Source organism: Paraburkholderia sp. MPAMCS5, from assembly GCF_036016995.1.
Classification (GTDB): Bacteria; Pseudomonadota; Gammaproteobacteria; order Burkholderiales; family Burkholderiaceae; genus Paraburkholderia.
The window spans coordinates 434471-453138 of sequence record NZ_JAYXBK010000001.1 but is presented as its reverse complement, the minus strand read 5'-3'; the positions used below and the strand labels follow the sequence as shown (position 1 = coordinate 453138).

General features: G+C 63.9%; 17 protein-coding genes and 1 pseudogene. 14 read left to right on the top strand and 4 right to left on the bottom strand.

Features of this window, described 5'->3' with window-relative positions:
- Positions 1-121 precede the first annotated feature (121 nt).
- The 7 genes from VOM14_RS02145 (at position 122) to VOM14_RS02115 (ending at position 8088) form a co-directional block, all read left to right on the top strand.
- Positions 122-694: a cupin domain-containing protein gene (locus VOM14_RS02145; RefSeq protein ID WP_327627007.1), complete on the top strand. Its 573-nt coding sequence runs from the start codon at positions 122-124 to the stop codon at positions 692-694.
- 174 nt (positions 695-868) lie between these two features.
- Positions 869-2485, top strand: coding sequence for a peptide ABC transporter substrate-binding protein (locus VOM14_RS02140; RefSeq protein ID WP_327627006.1), 1617 nt, complete (start codon positions 869-871; stop codon positions 2483-2485).
- Between the two features lie 15 nt (positions 2486-2500).
- Complete coding sequence (locus tag VOM14_RS02135; protein ID WP_327627005.1) at positions 2501-3439, top strand: ABC transporter permease subunit; 939 nt, start codon at positions 2501-2503, stop codon at positions 3437-3439.
- A gap of 2 nt (positions 3440-3441) precedes the next feature.
- Positions 3442-4356, top strand: a complete 915-nt coding sequence (locus VOM14_RS02130; RefSeq protein ID WP_327627004.1) for an ABC transporter permease — start codon at positions 3442-3444, stop codon at positions 4354-4356.
- A 1-nt stretch (position 4357) separates the two neighbouring features.
- A complete protein-coding gene (locus VOM14_RS02125; protein ID WP_327627003.1) occupies positions 4358-5353 on the top strand; it encodes an ABC transporter ATP-binding protein in 996 nt (331 codons plus the stop codon).
- Positions 5350-6396, top strand: a complete 1047-nt coding sequence (locus VOM14_RS02120; protein ID WP_327627002.1) for an ABC transporter ATP-binding protein — start codon at positions 5350-5352, stop codon at positions 6394-6396. The genes VOM14_RS02125 and VOM14_RS02120 overlap by 4 nt, the downstream gene beginning before the upstream one ends.
- Positions 6397-6552: 156 nt before the next feature.
- The gene (locus tag VOM14_RS02115) at positions 6553-8088 is read left to right on the top strand and encodes an OprD family outer membrane porin (protein ID WP_327627001.1); all 1536 of its coding nucleotides are present in this window, start codon (positions 6553-6555) and stop codon (positions 8086-8088) included.
- 117 nt (positions 8089-8205) lie between these two features.
- Here the strand turns inward: VOM14_RS02115 and VOM14_RS02110 are convergent, their stop codons facing one another.
- Positions 8206-9114 (bottom strand): IclR family transcriptional regulator, encoded by a 909-nt coding sequence (locus tag VOM14_RS02110; protein WP_327627000.1) that lies wholly within the window; start codon positions 9112-9114, stop codon positions 8206-8208.
- 277 nt (positions 9115-9391) lie between these two features.
- Between VOM14_RS02110 and VOM14_RS02105 the strand changes: the two genes are divergently transcribed.
- The 7 genes from VOM14_RS02105 to VOM14_RS02075 are packed head-to-tail and all read left to right on the top strand — an operon-like array spanning position 9392 to position 16251.
- Entirely contained in the window at positions 9392-10483 is a 1092-nt protein-coding gene (locus tag VOM14_RS02105) for an ABC transporter ATP-binding protein (protein ID WP_327626999.1), read from the top strand.
- Positions 10476-11390, top strand: coding sequence for an ABC transporter permease (locus VOM14_RS02100; RefSeq protein WP_327626998.1), 915 nt, complete (start codon positions 10476-10478; stop codon positions 11388-11390). The genes VOM14_RS02105 and VOM14_RS02100 overlap by 8 nt, the downstream gene beginning before the upstream one ends.
- 27 nt (positions 11391-11417) lie before the next feature.
- On the top strand, positions 11418-12212 hold the full coding sequence (locus VOM14_RS02095; protein WP_327626997.1) for an ABC transporter permease: 795 nt from the start codon (positions 11418-11420) through the stop codon (positions 12210-12212).
- A gap of 23 nt (positions 12213-12235) precedes the next feature.
- A complete protein-coding gene (locus VOM14_RS02090; protein ID WP_327627408.1) occupies positions 12236-12622 on the top strand; it encodes a (2Fe-2S)-binding protein in 387 nt (128 codons plus the stop codon).
- Complete coding sequence (locus VOM14_RS02085; RefSeq protein WP_327626996.1) at positions 12619-14052, top strand: FAD/NAD(P)-dependent oxidoreductase; 1434 nt, start codon at positions 12619-12621, stop codon at positions 14050-14052. Before VOM14_RS02090 ends, VOM14_RS02085 begins: the two co-directional genes overlap by 4 nt.
- Positions 14045-15172: an NAD(P)/FAD-dependent oxidoreductase gene (locus tag VOM14_RS02080; protein WP_327626995.1), complete on the top strand. Its 1128-nt coding sequence runs from the start codon at positions 14045-14047 to the stop codon at positions 15170-15172. Before VOM14_RS02085 ends, VOM14_RS02080 begins: the two co-directional genes overlap by 8 nt.
- 32 nt (positions 15173-15204) lie before the next feature.
- Positions 15205-16251, top strand: a complete 1047-nt coding sequence (locus VOM14_RS02075; protein ID WP_327626994.1) for an ABC transporter substrate-binding protein — start codon at positions 15205-15207, stop codon at positions 16249-16251.
- A 72-nt stretch (positions 16252-16323) separates the two neighbouring features.
- Here the strand turns inward: VOM14_RS02075 and VOM14_RS02070 are convergent, their stop codons facing one another.
- The 3 genes and pseudogenes from VOM14_RS02070 to VOM14_RS02060 form a co-directional block, all read right to left on the bottom strand.
- Positions 16324-16623, bottom strand: a complete 300-nt coding sequence (locus tag VOM14_RS02070; RefSeq protein WP_327626993.1) for a hypothetical protein — start codon at positions 16621-16623, stop codon at positions 16324-16326.
- Positions 16624-16681: 58 nt separating this feature from the next.
- Positions 16682-17617 carry a 2-dehydropantoate 2-reductase gene (gene panE / locus VOM14_RS02065; protein ID WP_327626992.1) on the bottom strand — a complete coding sequence of 312 codons (936 nt, stop codon included), beginning with the start codon at positions 17615-17617 and terminating at the stop codon, positions 16682-16684.
- Between the two features lie 129 nt (positions 17618-17746).
- Positions 17747-18412, bottom strand: a pseudogene (locus VOM14_RS02060) (nucleoside hydrolase); the annotation flags it as partial.
- Positions 18413-18668 lie beyond the last annotated feature (256 nt).

The window sequence follows — 18668 nt, the reverse complement described above, 5'->3', positions numbered from 1 at the left end:
TGTCTTGAAAAATGCGGTGCGTTCACAACCCGGAACTCCGCGCTTGCGGTTCCGGCACAGGCGTCATCAAACCATATTTGCTTCTATCAAACAAATTTTGACGCGCTAATTTCCTCCTGCTATGGTCACGACAATTCCTAAGAGCAACACGGCACTCGAAGTAGGCAGCAAGATCCGCGCGTTGCGGCAACGTCTTAAGCGCACGCTGGATGACACCGCCACGGCGGCGGGCATTTCCAAGCCGTTTTTGTCGCAGGTGGAGCGCGGTCTCGCGTCGCCCTCCATCACTTCGCTGGCCGGCATTGCTCAGGCGCTCGGCGTGACGGTGCAGTATTTCGTCGACACGCCGAGCGAGGAGCGTTCCGTCAGTCGCGGCGATCAGTTGAAGTTTTTCGGCTTTGCGGACTCGGCCAATCTGTTCGCGCGATTGACCAATCTGACGGGCGGCCGTCAGCTCGAGGCGATTCTCGTGAAGATGCCGCCGGGGCAAAAGCGCTCCGAGGTGACCACGCATGCCGGAGAAGAGTTTGTGTATGTGATCGACGGCGAAGTGTCGTTGACGCTGGAAGGCAAGACGTTTGTCCTGCGCGCGGGAGACAGCGCGCATTACGAATCGACGGTGCCGCATAGCTGGGTGAACACCGCTCGCGTGGAGTCGGTGGTCGTCTGGGTCGGCACACCAAGATTGTTCTAAAGAAGCGGGCTACTTTTCCGGTTCATCCGGCATGGAACGCCTGCATTACCAAATGTAAGGATTCCTGCATGTTGGACAAACAACAAGGGCCACCCTGGCCCGAACACGGCAGATAACCGGGCGTTTTCCGCGCCGCCGCGTTTCTCTCTCGACCCTTCCTGCGATTCTGAACCGATGAAAAAACCGTTTGCTTACGCGACGGCGCTGAGCGCGCTCGTCCTTACCTTTGCCTCCTCCGCATTCGCTGTCACGGTGCCGGCCGGCGTCACACTCGCCGTGAGTCAGGACATCACGCGCCAGGTCCCGGCGGAAACCGAATCGCTCGATCCGGCTCACGTCGAGTCGTGGACCGGCAACACCATCGCGCTCGATCTGTTTGAAGGTCTGACGCGCATCGACGCAGCCGGGGCGATCGTGCCGGGCGTCGCGCAATCGTGGACGCGCCCCGGGCCCGACAAGTGGGTGTTCAAGCTGCGACATGATGCACGCTGGAGCAACGGTCAGCCGGTCACGGCAAGCGACTTCGTCTATGCATGGCAGCGCGTACTCGACCCGAAAACCGGTTCGAAGTACACCGTGCTGGTTGAATTCGTGAAGAACGCGAAGGCGATTCTCGCGGGCAAGGCGCCGCTCTCCAGCCTCGCCGTGCGCGCCGTCGATCCCTACACGCTCGAAGTCACGACCGAAGTGGCCGCCGCCTTCTTCCCGCAACTGGCCGCGATGCCGACCATGGTGCCCGTCAATCGCGACGTGGTGACGAAGTTCGGCGGCGACTGGACGCGGCCGGGCAACTTCGTCGGCAATGGTCCTTACACGCTCGCCGACTGGCAGCCGGGCAACCGGCTCGTCGGCGCGAAGAGTAAAACGTACTGGAACGCGAGCAAGGTCGTGATCACGAAAGTGACCTATTTGCCGATTGAAAACGACGAAACCGCGATGCGCATGTATCAGGCGGGCCAGTTCGACTACACGTATTCGATTCCGTCCGGCATCTATGCGCAGGTGAGCAAGCAGTTCGGCGGCGAGCTGAAAACCGGCTTGCAGATCGCCACGTACTACTACAGCCTGAATAACGACGACGCGCTCTTCAAGGACAAGCGCGTGCGTCAGGCGCTGTCCATGGTGCTCGACCGCGACCTGCTCACGCAACGTCTGACCGCCGACGGCGAGCTGCCGATGTACGGCCTCGTCTCCAAGGGCACGCAAGGCGCGGCAGTGTTCAAGCCCGACTGGGCGAACTGGCCGATGGCGAAGCGCGTCGATTACGCGCGCAATCTGCTCAAGAGCGCCGGCTACTCCGACGCGAAGCCGCTTGTTTTCACGCTCACGTACAACACCAACGATTTGCACAAGAAGGTCGCGCTCTTCGCGACCTCCGAATGGCGCACCAAGCTCGGCGTGAATGCGAAGCTGGAGAACGTCGAATACAAAGTGCTGCTCAAGCAGCGTCACGACGGCAAGGTGCAGGCGTCGCGCGACGGCTGGTTCGTCGACTACAACGACGCGATGTCGTACTTCGATCTGATCCGCTGTAACAGCGTGCAGAACGATCAGCGCTATTGCAACCCGCAGGTGGACAAGCTCGTCGACGAAGCCAACCAGCAACTCGACGACGCGAAACGCACCGCGCTGCTCACGCAGGCGCACGACATGGCCATGAGCGACTACCCGATGGTGCCGCTCTTCCAGTATTCAGCGGTGCGGCTCGTCAAGCCGTATGTGGGCGGCTATACGTCGACCAACTACGTCGATCAGCGCGCCACGCAAGACATGTATCTCATCAAGCACTAAGCGCGGAGCACCGTCATGCTGGCCTACACGCTGCGCCGCACGCTCTGGGCGGTCCCGACGATTCTCGCCGTGATCACCGCGTGCTATCTGCTGCTGCACATCACGCCGGGCGGCCCGTTCGACACCGAGAAGCAACTGTCGGCGGCCGTGCTCGCGAACCTCGATGCGAAGTATCACCTCGACGAACCGTTGTGGCAGCAGTACCTCCACTACCTCGGTTCGCTGTTGCACGGCGACCTCGGCCCGTCGTTCCGCTACGCCGACTGGTCGGTCAACGACCTCGTCTGGAAAGCGTTGCCGGTGAGTCTCGGCGTGGGCGGCGTGTCGGTGCCGATCGCGCTCGTGATCGGCGTCACGCTCGGCACGCTGGCCGCCGTGCGTCGCGACCGTTTCGTCGATCACGCGGTGATGGTGCTCGGCAATGTCGGCAACGTGGTGCCGCCGTTCGTGCTCGGGCCCGTGCTCGTGTGGATCTTCGCGATCCTGCTGAAGACTTCGGAAGGCCGCGGCTGGTTGCCCGCGGGCGGCTGGGGCGAAGGCGAGTGGCGTTATCGCGTGCTGCCGATCGTGCTGCTCACGGTCATCAACGTCGCCGCAATTGCGCGCGTGATGCGCGGCAGCATGATCGAAGTGCTGTCGGGCAACTTCATTCGCACCGCGCGCGCGAAGGGTTTGCCCGGCCGCACGATCGTATTGCGCCATGCGCTCAAACCGGCGCTGATGCCGGTCGTGTCGCTGCTCGGTTCGGTCTGCATCTCGTCGATCACGGCGGCTGTCGTGACCGAATCCGTCTTCGCGCTGCCGGGCCTCGGGCAACTGGTGGTGAACGGCGCGATCAATCGCGATTACACGCTCGTGCTCGGGCTCGTCGTGCTGACGACTGCCGTCGCCGTGCTCTTCAATCTGCTGGTCGATCTCGCGTATGCGTGGCTCGATCCGCGTATCCGGTACTGATCATGGCACGCTCCATTCAATCGACTGCCGCAGCGCTCGATCCGCTCGCGGCCATCGCCCGCGCGCCGCGTTCGCGCGGCCCGCTCGCCACCGCCGCCGCGCGTTTCGTGCGCAACCGCGCCGCGTTCGCCGGTTTCGTTTTGCTGATGCTGATCGTGCTGGCCTGCGTGGCCGGTCCGTGGCTGCTGCCCAATGGTCCCATCGACAGCGACTGGTCCGCGATGAGTCTGCCGCCGACGCTGCACGACATGCACTGGTTCGGCACCGACGAACTGGGCCGCGACCTGCTCGCGCGCACGCTGCAAGGCGGGCGCGTGTCGCTCGAAGTCGGCCTGCTCGGCACGCTCGTCTCGGGGCTGATCGGCGTCGCGTACGGCGCGAGCGCCGGCTATCTCGGCGGCCGCGTCGACGCGGTGATGATGCGCGTCGTGGACATGATGTACGCGATTCCCTACATGCTGATCGCCATCCTGATGATGACGATGTTCGGCCGCGCGTTCTATCTCGTCGTGCTCACCATCAGCGCGTTTTCGTGGCTCGACATGGCGCGCGTGGTGCGCGGTCAGACGCTGTCGCTGCGCTCGCGCGAATTCATCGACGCCGCGAAGGCCATCGGCGTGAGTTCGCGTTCGATCATCGCGCGTCACATCGTGCCGAACCTGTTCGGCGTCGTCGTGGTGTACGCGAGCGTGACGGTGCCCAACATCGTGTTGACGGAATCCGTGCTGTCGTTCCTCGGCCTCGGCGTGCAGGAGCCCATGACGAGCTGGGGCGTGCTGATCCAGGACGGCGCACAGAAACTCGAATCCATGCCGTGGCTGCTGCTGTGCCCCGCTGTGATGCTGTGCATGACGCTCTATTGCGTGAATTTCGTCGGCGACGGTCTGCGCGACGCCTTCGATCCCAAGGACCGCTGACATGCCGCTACTCGAAGTCAACGACCTGAGCGTGCGCTTCACGCGCCGCGAAGGCGCGCCGGTCGACGCGGTGCAACACGTGTCGTTTTCACTCGAAGCGGGCCGCACGCTCGGCATTGTCGGCGAATCGGGCTCGGGCAAGAGTCAGACCGTCATGGCGCTGCTCGGCTTGCTCGCGGGCAACGGCCGCGTCTCGGGCGAAGCGCTGTATCGCGGCGAAAACCTGCTGGCCATGAACGAGGCGGCGCTGAACAGGATTCGCGGCGACCGCATCGGCATGATCTTTCAGGACCCGATGACCTCGCTCAATCCGTTCCTCACCATCGAACGGCAGATGACCGAGACGCTGCAACTGCATCGCCGGATGTCGCGCCGCGAAGCGTGCCGCCGCGCGATCGAAGCGCTGGAAACCGTGCGCATTCCCGACGCCGCACGCCGCATCGGCATGTATCCGCACGAGTTTTCAGGCGGCATGCGGCAACGCGTGATGATCGCCATGGCGTTGCTGTCAGAGCCCGAAATCCTGATCGCCGACGAGCCCACCACCGCGCTCGACGTGACCGTGCAGGCGCAGATCATCGAGTTGCTACGCGAACTGAATCGCGAACGCGGCACGGCGATCATTCTGATCACGCACGACATGGGCGTCGTCGCGGGCCTTTGCGACGACGTGATGGTGATGTACGCCGGGCAGACGGTCGAACAGGCGAGCGCCGCGTCACTGTTCGCCGCGCCCACCCATCCGTACACGCTCGGACTGCTCAACGCATTGCCGCGCCTCACCGACGACGACGACCGCCCGTTGCAAACCATTCCCGGCAATCCGCCGCTGGCCGGCGAAGTCGGCGCGGGTTGCGCATTCGCGCCACGTTGCGCGTATTGCAGCGATCCCTGCCGCGAGTCGCGTCCGGCGCTCGTTGCCGCCAACGGCTCTGGCGAAGCGCGGCGCGCGTGCCATCGTCCGGTGGGAGAAATCCTGGAGGCCCAACACATATGAACGCGACTTCCATTGCAAGCGACGCAGCAAGCACGTTGCTTTCCGTCGATCAGCTCAAGGTGCATTTTCGCGTGCCGGGCGGTGGCCACGGCGGCTACCCGTGGTCGCGCAAGGCGACGCTGCGCGCCGTGGACGGCGTGTCGTTCAGCGTGCGGCGCGGTGAGACGGTCGGGCTCGTCGGCGAATCGGGTTGCGGCAAGTCCACGCTTGCGCGCGCGATCATCGGACTCGCGCCGGTGGCAAGCGGCAGCGTGCGCTGGCTCGGCAACGAAACGGTTTTGCCTGACGCGCGGCGCGATACGTCGTGCTTGCGCCGCGACGTGCAGATGATTTTCCAGGACCCGCTGGCGTCGCTCGATCCGCGCATGACGATCGAACAGATCGTGGCCGAGCCGTTGCTCACGCATCGCAAGGACCTCGCGCGCGCCGACGTGCAGCGCCGCGTCCTGACGCTGCTGGAGCGCGTGGGTCTGAACGCGCAGCATCTGCGCCGCTATCCGCATGAGTTTTCGGGCGGCCAGTGTCAGCGCGTGGGCATTGCGCGCGCGCTGATTGGCGAACCGCAACTCGTGATCTGCGACGAACCCGTCTCCGCGCTCGACGTGTCGATCCAGGCGCAGATCGTCAACCTGCTGCGCGATCTGCAACGCGAGTTGTCGCTCTCGCTCCTATTCGTCGCGCACGATCTCGCGGTCGTCAAGGCAATCAGTCACCGCGTGCTGGTGATGTACCTCGGCCGTGCGATGGAGTTCGGCGACAAGCGCGAGGTGTACGGCACGCCGCGTCATCCGTACACGCGCGCGTTGCTCTCCGCGGTGCCGGTGCCCGATCCGGCAGTGGAGCGCGGGCGTCGCCATCTGCTGCTGCGCGGCGAGATCGCGTCACCGCTCAAGCCGCCTTCCGGTTGCGCGTTTCGCACGCGCTGCCCCGATGCAATCGACGCTTGCGCCACGCAGATTCCGCAGCCTGTCATGCACGGCGCGAACGGTGCGAACAGTGCAAACGCTACGCGCGTGGCCTGCATCCGTGCCGGCGACGGCTAAAGCCAGCAGCCTTTAAAGCAACGACCTCGATTCCCCGGCACGGCGATTTCGCCGCGCCGTTGGATTCGCACGTCCTGCCATCCGCATGACGGGCGATCAGCGTGGACTGGCTCAGCGCCGGCCAAAGTTTCATCACAATAGACGAGACATTTTTCGATGAAAAACAATTCAACAACATACCGGTCGAAAAGATCCGGAGTCACTGCCGCAATCTGCTGTGCATTCACGCTTCCCGCTCTCACTGTCGCCGCGAATGCGTATGCCGACGACAGCGTCACGCAGCCCGCCGCGCAAACGTTGCCGCCCGCGCCGCAACTGACGCAGGCTCAGCCCGCCGAAAAACGCCGCGCCGATCAAGGCGGGCAGATTCGCAACGATCAGCCCGACACCACGAACGCTGTCATCAACGCGGAGGCTGACCAGTCCGTCACGCCGCCCGCGCCGCCGTCGAGCCAGGCGGCCAGCAAGGGCTTCATCGCCGACAGCCATTTGAACTTGCTGCTTCGCAACTATGCCGATTACTTCCAGGCGCCCAACACGATCTATCGTCATGCATGGGTGCAAGGCGTGCAAGCCAACTATGAATCCGGCTTCACGCAAGGCGTGGTCGGCTTCGGCGTGGACGCCTCGCTGTTCGGCGCGCTCAAGCTCGACGGCGGCAACGGCGCGAGCAACATGGTGCACGTCGGCAAGAGCGGCGGTGGCTCGGAACAACTCGCGTGGGCGTATCCCGGCATGTACGACATCAAGGGACGCATTTCGGAAACGGTCGTGAAGTATGGTTTGCAGGACGTGACGAATCCGTTTCTCGAACCGCACGACAACCGCGCGTTGCCGCCGACTTTCCTCGGCGTGTCGGTCGTCAGCAACGACCTCGCTCACACGACGCTGGAGGCCGGCAGCTTCACCAAAGTCGATGCGCGCGGCCACACGAATCTGAGCAACCTCACCACGTCGTATGGCGGCACGCGCATCGACCGCGTGACCTACGTGGGCGGCACCTGGCACTATGCGAAGAATGGCGAGATGGCGCTTTACGTCGATCAGGCCGACGACGTATGGCGTCAATACTATGGCTCCGTCTCGCAGTCGTTCGGCGATCCCGGCACGATCAAGTGGAGCGGCCTCGCGAACATCTACTCGACGCACGACACCGGCGCATCGCGTCAGGGGCACATCAACAGCAACGCCTATAGCTTGTCCGTCTCCGCGCAACACGGACCGCATGCGCTGCTGCTCGGCTATCAGCAGATACTCGGCGACCAGTTCTTCGACTACGTGAACGAAACGAACGGCATCTATCTGACCAACTCGATGGACGTGGACTATAACGCGCCGCACGAGCAATCGCTGCAATTGCGCTACACGTTCGACGGGAAATACGCGGGCGTGCCCGGACTGAAGGCGATGTTGTGGGGCGCGTACGGCTGGGGCGCGGATGCGTCGGCGGGCGCCGCGGCGAACGCGTCGCCCTCGGCCGCGCTGCACGACCTGTACTGGAAGAACGGACAGCCGGTGCACGGCACTCATCACGAGTTCGGCTTCATTCCGAGCTATACGCTGCAAAGCGGCCGCTTCAAGGACACCAAGATCACGTTCATCGCGATGTGGCACAACGCCAGCCACTACTACTCGGACGGCAACAACATGGAGTACCGCCTGGTGGTGAACGTGCCGGTGAAGGTGTTCTAAGCGCGGCGTATTTTCGCGCTGGATGAGAAGGCGTCACGTTGCGCGGGTTGCGCGGGTTGCGCGGGTTGCGCGGGTTCCGTAAGTGACGCCTTTTTCAACGCGCCGCTATCGAGCCGCTCACTCCTGCGCCGAGCCCTCGATGCGCATGCTCGTCATGGCGCGCGACAGGCCATGCACGGGCCGGCGCAACGCGACATCGAACGGATTGGTTTGCGGGCCGATCGCTTCGGCCTGACGGCGCAGCAATTCGACCACCATCGGCAAACGGCCGCCGCCCAGACGCGCGGCCAATGTGCCGACGCTCAATGCCGCCACGGCCACGCCGGCACGATCGAGAATCGGCACGGCCACGCCCGCCATGCCGTCGAGCACGCCGCTATTGCGGTCCGCATATCCCAACTGCCGCACGCGTTCGATCTCGGTGCGCAAATACACTTCGTCGAGCACGCCGTAGCCGCGAATACGCGGCACGTTAAAGCGAATGATTTCCTCGCGCTCGGCCTCGGGCAGAAACGCAAGAATCGCGAGACTCCCCTGCCCCACACCCAACGCCACGCGTCCGCCAATATCGCCGGTGAACGAACGAATCGGAAACGGCCCTTCGCAGATGTCGAGACACACTGCATCGAAACTGCTTTTCACGAGCAGAAAGATCGTGTCGCCGAGACTCGCGCAAAGCCTCAGTAACGCGGGGCGGCATAACGTGCGCATGCCACTCGGATTGCCGGCCTGCGCCGCGAGCGCAAAGAAGTTGACGCTCAGCCGGTAAAGCTTCGAGTTCTCGTCCTGTTCGACGACGCCCTCCGCGATCAACGCATGCAGGATGCGATGCACCGTGCCTTGCGTCAGACCCACCGCTTTCGCGAGACGCGTGACGCGGCTGCCCTCGGCGTGCGTGTCGGACAGCGCGCGAATCACGGCAAACGCGCGTTCCAGCATGCCCGTGCCGGGCGCGGCGCCCGTTCCGGCTTCGGTTTCTGATTCGGCTGGCTGGGTTCTCGAATCTCGTTTAGCGGCAGTTTTCATCGCGCGCACTCATGTTTATTTCATTGACTGGAACACTATAAAGCGTTTTGCCTGTCAGCGGAACAACGCGCCGCTTTCCGTGCCGACAAAGCAATGGCCATGTTTCCTAGGGCTTTTACCGAGGCCGCGGGGCGGAATAACTTGGCACGCGGCCCTCCGATTTATTCCGTCACACGGAATTATTTTGAATATCTTCTCGCCTTATGGAATTTCAAATTGACGCCTCGTAATTTGGCTGGCTAGAGTCGGTTCCATCGAGGCATCCAAAGGCCACATCATGTCGTTCCTTACACTCACAGACGTCGCGAAGTCGTTCGGCGAGCTTCAGGCGGTCGTCGACGTCAACCTGTCGGTGGAGAAAGGCGAGTTCGTTTCGTTGCTGGGGCCGTCCGGCTGCGGCAAGACCACGACATTGCAGATGATCGCCGGCTTCCTCGAAACGACGCGCGGACGCATCACGCTCGATGGCCGCGACATCACGCACATGAAGCCGAACAGGCGCGGACTCGGCGTGGTGTTCCAGAGCTACGCGCTGTTTCCGCATATGAGCGTGGCGGACAACGTCGGCTTCGGGCTCGAAATGCGCAAGATCGACAAGGCGGAGCGCAAGGAGCGCGTGCGCGAAGCGCTGTCGCTCGTGCGGCTCGATCAGCTCGCGCATCGCTTCCCGCGCGAATTGTCCGGCGGCCAACGGCAACGCGTGGCGATTGCGCGCGCCATCGTGATCGCGCCGCCCGTCCTGCTGCTCGACGAACCGATGTCGAATCTCGACGCCAAGCTGCGCGAGGACATGCAATTCGAATTGCGCGGCATTCAACGCAAGATCGGCACGACGACGATCATGGTCACGCACGACCAGTCCGAAGCGTTGTCGATCAGCGATCGCGTGGTCGTCATGGAAGCGGGTCGCATCACGCAGATCGACACGCCTTACGAGGCGTATGAGCGGCCCGAGAATCGCTTCGTCTCGCAGTTCATCGGCAAGGCCAATATGCTGCCGGGCACGGTGATCGCGCGTGACGGCGACGCGATCCGCATCGACCTCGGCCACGATCTGCGCGAAACCGGCCACACCGCGCAACTGCCGACGCGCGAGCGTGTGATCGGCGTAGGCGATGCTGTCACGCTGTGCATTCGCCCCGAGAAATTGCGCCTGTGCGCCCCGGACGCGGGACGTGTGCCGGCCACGGTGACGAGCCGCTTCTTCCTCGGCAGCCAATGGCTGTATCGCCTCGACAGCCGGCTCGGCGAAGTGCTCGTGTGTTGCCAGAACGAAGGCAATGCGCCGCTGCAGGAAGGCGCGGCGGTCGGCGTCGACTGGAACAGCGAGGCGATCCGCTTCATTCAACGGGACGCGCATCATGGATAGCACGCTGCCCGCCACGGAAAACGACAACGCGCCATTCACCGGCGCGCGCCGCGCGCCATGGCGCGCGTTCGTGCCGCTGTGGCTCATGTGTCTGCCGGCGTTTTTGCTGTTCGTCGCGCTCGTGCTCGTGCCGCTTCTGATGACGCTGGTGCTGAGCTTCTATCGCTTCGATCCGGCAAGCGGCCCGCTCGCCGCCTTCCAGTTCGGCAATTACGCGGAAGTGCTCGGCTCCGCGTATTTCCACACGATCTTTCTGCGCACGTTCGGCATCGCATTTGTCGTCACGCTGTTGTGCGTCGCGATCGGCACACCTGAAGCGTATGTGCTGTCGCGCATGCGCGATCCGTATCGCTCGCTGTTTCTGCTCGTGATTCTCGCGCCGCTGCTCGTCTCGGTCGTGGTGCGCGCGTTCGGCTGGAGCATGCTGCTCAGCAGCGGCGGCCTCGTGAATCAGGCGTTCGCGCTGGTCGGCCTCGGGCCCTACAAGCTCGAATACACGACCTTCGCGATCGTCATCGCACTCGTTCACGTGATGCTGCCCTTCATGGTCATTCCCGTGTGGACCGCGTTGCAGAAGCTCGATCCGCAAACGGAAAACGCCGCGCTCTCGCTGATGGCTTCGCCCGCGACCACGCTGCGCCGCATCGTGTTGCCGCAACTCACGCCGGGCATTCTGTCGGGCAGCCTGATGGTGTTCGGCTTGTCGGCGAGCGCGTTTGCAATTCCCGGCCTGCTCGGCGGACGCCGCCTGAAAGTGGCCGCGACCGCTGTCTACGACGAGTTCCTCGGCTCGCTGAACTGGCCGCTCGGCGCAACCATCGCGCTCCTGCTGCTGGTCGCGAACCTGATCGTGATGCTCACTTACTACCGGGTTCTGGAGCGCAGGTATGCCAGAAGCCTGGGTTGATATGACGGTTCATCGCGCGGAAACATCATGAGAAAAAACGGTCCTGTTGCACTGATTTTCCATACGCTCGTCATTGCGTTCGTGCTCGCGCCGCTCGTGATCGTCGTGCTGGTCGCCTTCACGCCCGACGAAACGCTCACCTTGCCGACGCACGGCGTCTCGCTGCGCTGGTTTCGCGCGATCCTCAATTACCCCGATTTCATCTCCGCGTTCGTGAACAGCCTGAAGCTCGCGTTCGCGTCGGCGACGCTTTCTCTCATCGTGGCGCTGCCCGCGGCGCTCGCCATCGGCCGCGCGCGTTTTCCTGGCCGCGCGTTCCTCAACGGCTTGCTGCTCTCGCCGCTCGTGATTCCGGGCCTCGTGCTCGGCATCGCGCTGCTGCGTTTTTTCGCGCTGATCGGCGCGACCGGTTCGTTCGCGTGGCTGATCGTCGCGCACATGATCATCATCACACCGTTCGTGATGCGGCTCGTGCTCGCCTCCGTGAGCGGACTCGACCGCAGCGTCGAGCATGCCGCGCATTCGCTCGGCGCCGACCCGTGGACCGCGTTTCGCCGCATCACCTTGCCGATGATTCTGCCCGGCATTACCGGCGGCTGGCTGCTTGCGTTCATCAACAGCTTCGATGAACTCACGATGTCGATCTTCGTGACGTCGCCGCAAACGGTCACACTGCCGGTGCGCATGTACATGTACGCGACCGAATCCATCGACCCGATGATGGCCTCCGTCTCGGCGCTCGTGATCTTCATCACGGCGGGCGCGATGCTGCTGCTCGATCGCGTGTATGGACTCAATCGCATTCTGATCGGCCAGCACTGATGTCTTCTTCCGTCCACGCTCTCATGCCGTCTCACTTGCCGTCACCCGAGATCGCCGCGCCCGCGCGCGAGCCGCAATTCGTGCGCCTTGCGGAAACGCGGCGCGAATCGCTGCGCTTCTATCTGGACGGCCACGCAGTCTTCGCGCTGCAAGGCGATACGCTGCTCACTGCCGTGTTGACGCAACAGCGCCGCGTGCGCGACAGCGAATTCAGCGGCTCGCCGCGCGCCGGTTTCTGTCTGATCGGCGCCTGCCAGGACTGCTGGATGCGCACCGAAGACGGCAAGCGTCTGCGTGCATGCTCGACGCTCGTCAGCGAGGGAATGCGCGTGCTGACGCGCATCGGCCCGATTGTCCAGCCAGCCGGTCACGCTGCCGCGACTGTTGCAGCAAGCGGAGACACGCAATGACCGACGACCGCCGCATCGTGATTGTCGGCGCGGGACCAGCCGGCGTGCGCGCCGCCGAAACCTTGGTCGCGGCCGGCGTGCGGCCCGTCGTGATCGACGAAAACGCGCGCTGGGGCGGGCAGATTTATCGTCAGCCGCCCGCGAACGGCGGCTTCCAGCGCTCGAAGAAAGCGCTCTACGGTTTCGAAGCGGGCAAGGCCCACGCGTTGCACACGACCATGGCCGCGCTGCTGCCTCATCTCGACTATCGCCCCGGCACGCTCGCATGGGCTTGCGAAGCGGGCCGTCTCGACACGCTACAAGCCGGGCGCGAAATCGGCGTGCCGTTCTCGCATCTGATCATTGCGAGCGGCGCGATCGACCGCGTGCTGCCGGTGCCGGGCTGGACCTTGCCCGGCGTCTACACGCTCGGCGCGGCACAAGTCGCGCTAAAAGCCCAAGGCTGCGCTATCGGCCGACGCGTGGTGCTCGCGGGCACCGGGCCGTTGCTCTATCTCGTCGCGTATCAATACGTGAAAGCGGGCGCGCAGGTGATAGCCGTGCTGGACACGAGCCCGTTCTCGAAGCAGATCGCCGCCGCGCCCCAACTCGCGCGTGCTCCGTCCACCTTCGCGAAAGGTGTGTATTACGTCGGCTGGTTGAAGGCCCGGCGCATTCGGATCGAACGCGGCGTGCAACTGGTCGGCATTCACGGCACGCAACACGTTGATGCGATCGAATGGCGCGCGAATGAAAATAGTTCGGTTACCGAAACAATGTCATGCGACGCGGTCGGCATCAGCTTCGGCCTCAAGCCCGAAACCCAGCTTGCCGATCTCGCGGGCTGCCGCTTCCGTTTCGATGCGCTCAACCGTTGCTGGCTGCCCGAACTCGACGCCGCCGGACGCAGCTCCGTGCCGGGCCTCTATCTCGCCGGCGACGGCGCGGGCATTGCGGGCGCCGACGCCGCCGAACTCGCCGGACGCCGCGCCGCGTTCGCCTTGCTCGACGATCTGGGCATCGAGCATCCGCGCGGACCCGGCATGCCTCGCGCGGCATCGCTCGAACGCGAGCTGAAACGTATCGCCGTTTTTCGCGCGGGCATCGAAGCCGCCTTCGCGCCGCCCACGCAATGCGCGTCGTCATGGCCCGACGACATGACCGTTTGCCGCTGCGAGGAAATCGACGCGGGCACCTTGCGGCAATGCATCCGCGGCGGCGAGGCGAATGAGATCAACCGCCTGAAGGCGCTGACTCGCGTCGGCATGGGCCGCTGCCAGGGCCGCATGTGCGGCGAAGCCGCCCTTTTGCTGCTTGCCGAGGAAACCGGCCGGCCGCTCGAAGCAGTAGGCCGTCTGCGCAGCCAGCCGCCGGTCAAACCCATTCCGCTGTCGCCTGCCATGTACAACGACGATGTCGCCGACATTCCCGAGGAGGCCCGCGATGAGTGACGCGCCGCACTATGACGTGGCGATTGCGGGCGGCGGACTCGTCGGTTCGTCGGCGGCACTCGCACTGGCCAGGCGCGGCTTGCACGTCGGCCTGTTCGAGCGGCGCTTTTGCGGCGCGCAAGCGAGCGGCGTGAACTACGGCGGCGTGCGCTGCCAGGGCCGTCCGGTCGAACAGATCCCGCTCGCCATGCGCGCGAGACGCATCTGGGACCGCTTGCCGGAACTGATCGGCATCGACGGTGAATTGACCGTGTCGGGACACTTGCGCCTTGCTCGCAGCGAAGGCGATCTTGCCGCGCTCCAGCAATGGGCCGACATGGCGCGCGATTACGGTCTGCACGCGCAGTTGATCAGCGGTACGAAGTTTCGCGAGCGCTATCCGTGGCTCGGCCTGGCTGCTGTCGGCGGCTCGTTGTGTCCGAGCGACGGTCACGCGAATCCGCGCCTCGTGTCGCCCGCATTCGCCCGCGCCGCGCGTGCCGCGGGCGCGGACGTGCGCGAGCAAACCGAGCTGAGCGACATTCATCACGACGGCACACGCTTCCACTTGCGCGCGGGCCAGTCGCGCATCAGCGCCGACTGGCTCATCAACTCCGCCGGCGCGTGGGCGAACACCGTCGCCGGCTACTTCGGCGAGCGCGCGCCGATGAAGCCGATCTACCCGAACATGTGGGTCACCGAGCCGCTGCCGCTCTTCATCACGCACAGCCTCGGCGTGTACGGCGGCGGCATCTACGCGCGGCAAGTGGCGCGCGGCAATTGCGTGATCGGCGGCGGACGCGGGCATGGCGACGGCGAATACGGCCGGCCTTCGACGGAAACCACACGCGCCGTGATGCGCGACGCGTGCGCGCTCCTGCCCGCGCTGCGCGAGGCGCTGCTGATTCGCACCTGGAGCGGCGTGGAGGGCGAGACGCCCGACAGCAATCCGATCATTGGGCCGAGCCGCGCGGTGCCGCGTCTGTTGCATGCATTCGGTTTTTCTGGCGCAGGCTTTCTGCTCGCGCCCGGTGTCGGCGAGGTGCTGGCCGATCTCGTCATCGACGGCGCCACAGCCACGCCGCTCGACGCTTTTTCGATTGGCCGCTTCGCGCCGCTTGCCGCTTCATCCGTCGTTTAAACCCCACGCTTATGACACTCAGGAGCTAGTCAATGAAAATGTTCAGGACGATCGCGGCGCTGGCCGCATTGTGTGCATTCGGCGCGGCCGCGCCCGCATGGTCGGAGACGAAGACGATCTATATCGGCATGAACGGCGGTCCGATGGAAAAGGCGTACACGAGCCAGGTGCTACCCGACTTCGAGAAAGCGAACAATGTGAAAGTGGTGGTCGTGCCGGGCACGTCGTCGGATATTCTCGCGAAGTTGCTCGCCAACAAGACGAGTCCGCAAATCCACGTGGTGTTTCTCGACGATGGCGTGATGGCGCGCGCGGTCAGCATGGGCGTCTGCAAGAAGCTCGACGACGCGCCGGTGCTCAAGGAACTGTACCCGTTCGCGCGCATGAAGGACGACATGGGCGCGGGCGTGCAGCTCGGCATGACCGGCATTGCATACAACAAGAAACTGTTCGCTGAGAAAGGCTGGGCGCCGCCTACTTCGTGGATGGACTTCGCCGATCCGAAATACAAGGGCAAGGTGGTGTTCCAGTCCGCGTCGAGCAGCACGTTCGGCTTGCATGGCTTTCTCGCCATCAACCGTTTGATGGGCGGCAGCGAGCAGAACGTCGAGCCTGCCTTCACGAAATGGGCGAGCACGGTGGGGCCGAACGTCGTGGAATATGTGCCGAACTCGGCGAAGATTTCGGAAATGGTGCAGACCGGCGAAGCAGGTCTCTTTCCATTGACGCCGACCGCCGTCGGCGATCTGGCCGACAAGGGCATTCCGGTCGCGTATGTGAATCCGAAGGAAGGCCCGGTGCTGCTGCTCGTCGATCTGTGCGTGGTGAACAACAACCCGGACCCGCAACTCGCGCAGAAGCTCGCGCAATTCCTGCTCTCTGCACCCGCGCAGACGAAAGCCGCTGAAGCGGGCAAGCAGATTCCGACCAACCGTCTCGCGAAGATGCCGCCCGCGATGCAGCAAAGCCTCGGCAACCTGGAAGATCTGGTGCACAAAGTGACGGTGGTGGATTGGGACACGATCAATGCGCATCGGGCGCAATGGGACACGCGCTGGAACCGGCAGATCGAACGCTAGGCGTCCCTTTGCGTCATGAAAACGCGCGCCTCGCTACAGTGAGGCACGCGTTTTTTCTTGCGGGATTACAGCCTAGAAGATGACCGAAATGGAAACCGCGAGCCAGATCGACGCGACGCCCGCGAGAAACAGATGCCGCGCAATGCGTATTCTGGCGTCGCTGGTGTCGGGCTCGACCGGGCTGGTTGCCATCCACGGGACGAGCCCGAGGCAGGCAAAGCCGAGCAGCGCGAGGACGAACACGACGACGTCCGTCGCGCGCCACGCATTGGGTTCATACAAGCCCCAGTAGCCGAGAAACGCAATGCCGATCGAGAAGATGGTGGAGGATGCGGAGCTGAGCGCGGGCACTGATCCGATTGGAGCCGCCATGTTGACCTCCGGTCATTGAGCGGTGACGCCAAGCTTTTATTCTTGACGCTCGCAACGTTCACGAGGTGCGCGTCTGCCTCGCTTCATACGTCTTCAGATGGCTATAGGCAATGCGCAGCAACGACAACGCGTGCTCGTCCTTCTGTGCCTCGTCGCCACGCGAAATCAGATCGCCGAGAATGTGATCCGCTTCGGTATGCGAGTGGTTTTCCACATCGCGCAGCATCGACGCCGTGAGCGGCGACGGCGTGAAGAGCGTTTGCGCGGCGCGCGCGTCGAAGTCCGCCGCCATCGAGAAGCCATTGTGCTCCGCCACCGCGCGGCACTCGCCGAGCAGATTTTCGATCACACGGCGGCCGCCGGGCGCGGACAGAATATCGCCGATGGAGCCGCGCATCAAACACGTGCTCGCCGCGAGCGTGGCGAGAAACACCCATTTTTCCCACATGCGCAGCAAGATGTTTTCGCTGACCGACACGTCGAAATTCGCGTCGGCCATGGAATCGGCAATCGCTTGCACCCGCTCCGATATGCCGCCCGCCAGTTCGCCTAAAGTGATCGCATGCATGTCGTTCAAATGCACGATCTGCTGATTGGCATTGAGCGTCGCCGCGATCACGCATTGACCGCCGAGCACGCGCGATTCGCCGAATTTTTCGGTGAGCACGTCGATATGGCGCATGCCGTTGAGCATGGGCAGAATCAGCGTCGATTCGCCGACGAGCGGCGCGAAGGAATCGATCGCGTCGTCGAGACTGTAGGCCTTGCAGCTCAGCAGCACGAGATCGAACGGTTCGGCGTTCACGCCGGCCAGGATCGTTTTGACATCGCGCCGCGTGAAATCGCCGCGCGGGCTTTTGATGACCAGGCCGTCGCGTTGCAGCCTTTCAGCACGTCCCGCGCGCACGAGGAAGGTGATGTCGTGTCCCGCTTCTGCGAGCCGTCCGCCGAAGTAGCCGCCCACGGCGCCCGCGCCTACCACTAGAATTCGCATCTTTGGCCTCTTGAGAGAGTGTCGTCCCTCGCTGCAATGTAGCAAAGATTGAGGAAACGCATCGGACAAGCTGACCCGGAGCGAGCCATCTTGCAGCCCGGTTCGCGCCGGCTCAACGCATGGCAATGCTCAGCGCGCGCCGCACAGCGTGTTCTCGTACAGCGCGAGCATGCCTTTTACATCGATGCCGATGCATACCTTGCAGTCGGGCCGCTGGTCCCAGTCGGGCGCGGGCACCGGCATCGTGGAAGGCTTCTGAATGGTTTGGCCGACCGCGATGCCGTCCGTCAGCACGCGCACCGGGCCGCTTCGGGTCGCGTACAGATGCGGCGCCAGCACATACGCCACCGCCGACGAATCGTGCACATAGATGCCCTTGAGCTGCGCGCTCTGCTGATGAAACGCCTGGTAATGCCGCGAGACATCCCACAGGAACTGGCCCGCCGCGCCGCCGCGATCGCGGATCGACGCCAGATAGTCCTCGCTCATGATGGTGCGCTGCGTGACGTCCAGCCCGACAATCGCCACTGGCCACGGCGCGCCGAACACAATGTCGGCGGCATCCGGATCGTCGAGAATGTTGGCCTCCGCTGCGGGCGTAACGTTGCCGAGCACGCCGTTCGTGCCGAATGCACCGCCCATCACGACCACTTGCTTCACGAGCGGCGCGATCAGCGGATCGTCGGCGAGCGCAAGCGCCAGATTCGTGAGCGGCCCGACTGCGAGCAAGGTGACTTCGCCCGGATGCTCGCGCACGGTGTCGATGATGAACCGATGCGCGGGCCGCGAATCGAGCGGCGCGTCGCGCGACGCTTCAGTATGGGGTGGTGCTCGTTTTGTCACTGCCAGTAAACAGCGGACGGATTGGCGCAACGCCACGCAGGGCGCGGTTAGCGGAATTCAGGCTGCGGCGCGAGGCGCGAAATCCTTTCGCCAAAAATAGGCGCGAAATGATCACTTTTCGCGCACTTTTTGGCATACGAACGAGCAAAAGTGGTCAGGCTCAGACCTGACGCCCGAACCAGACGACGCGTCCAATAATGTCGAAGTC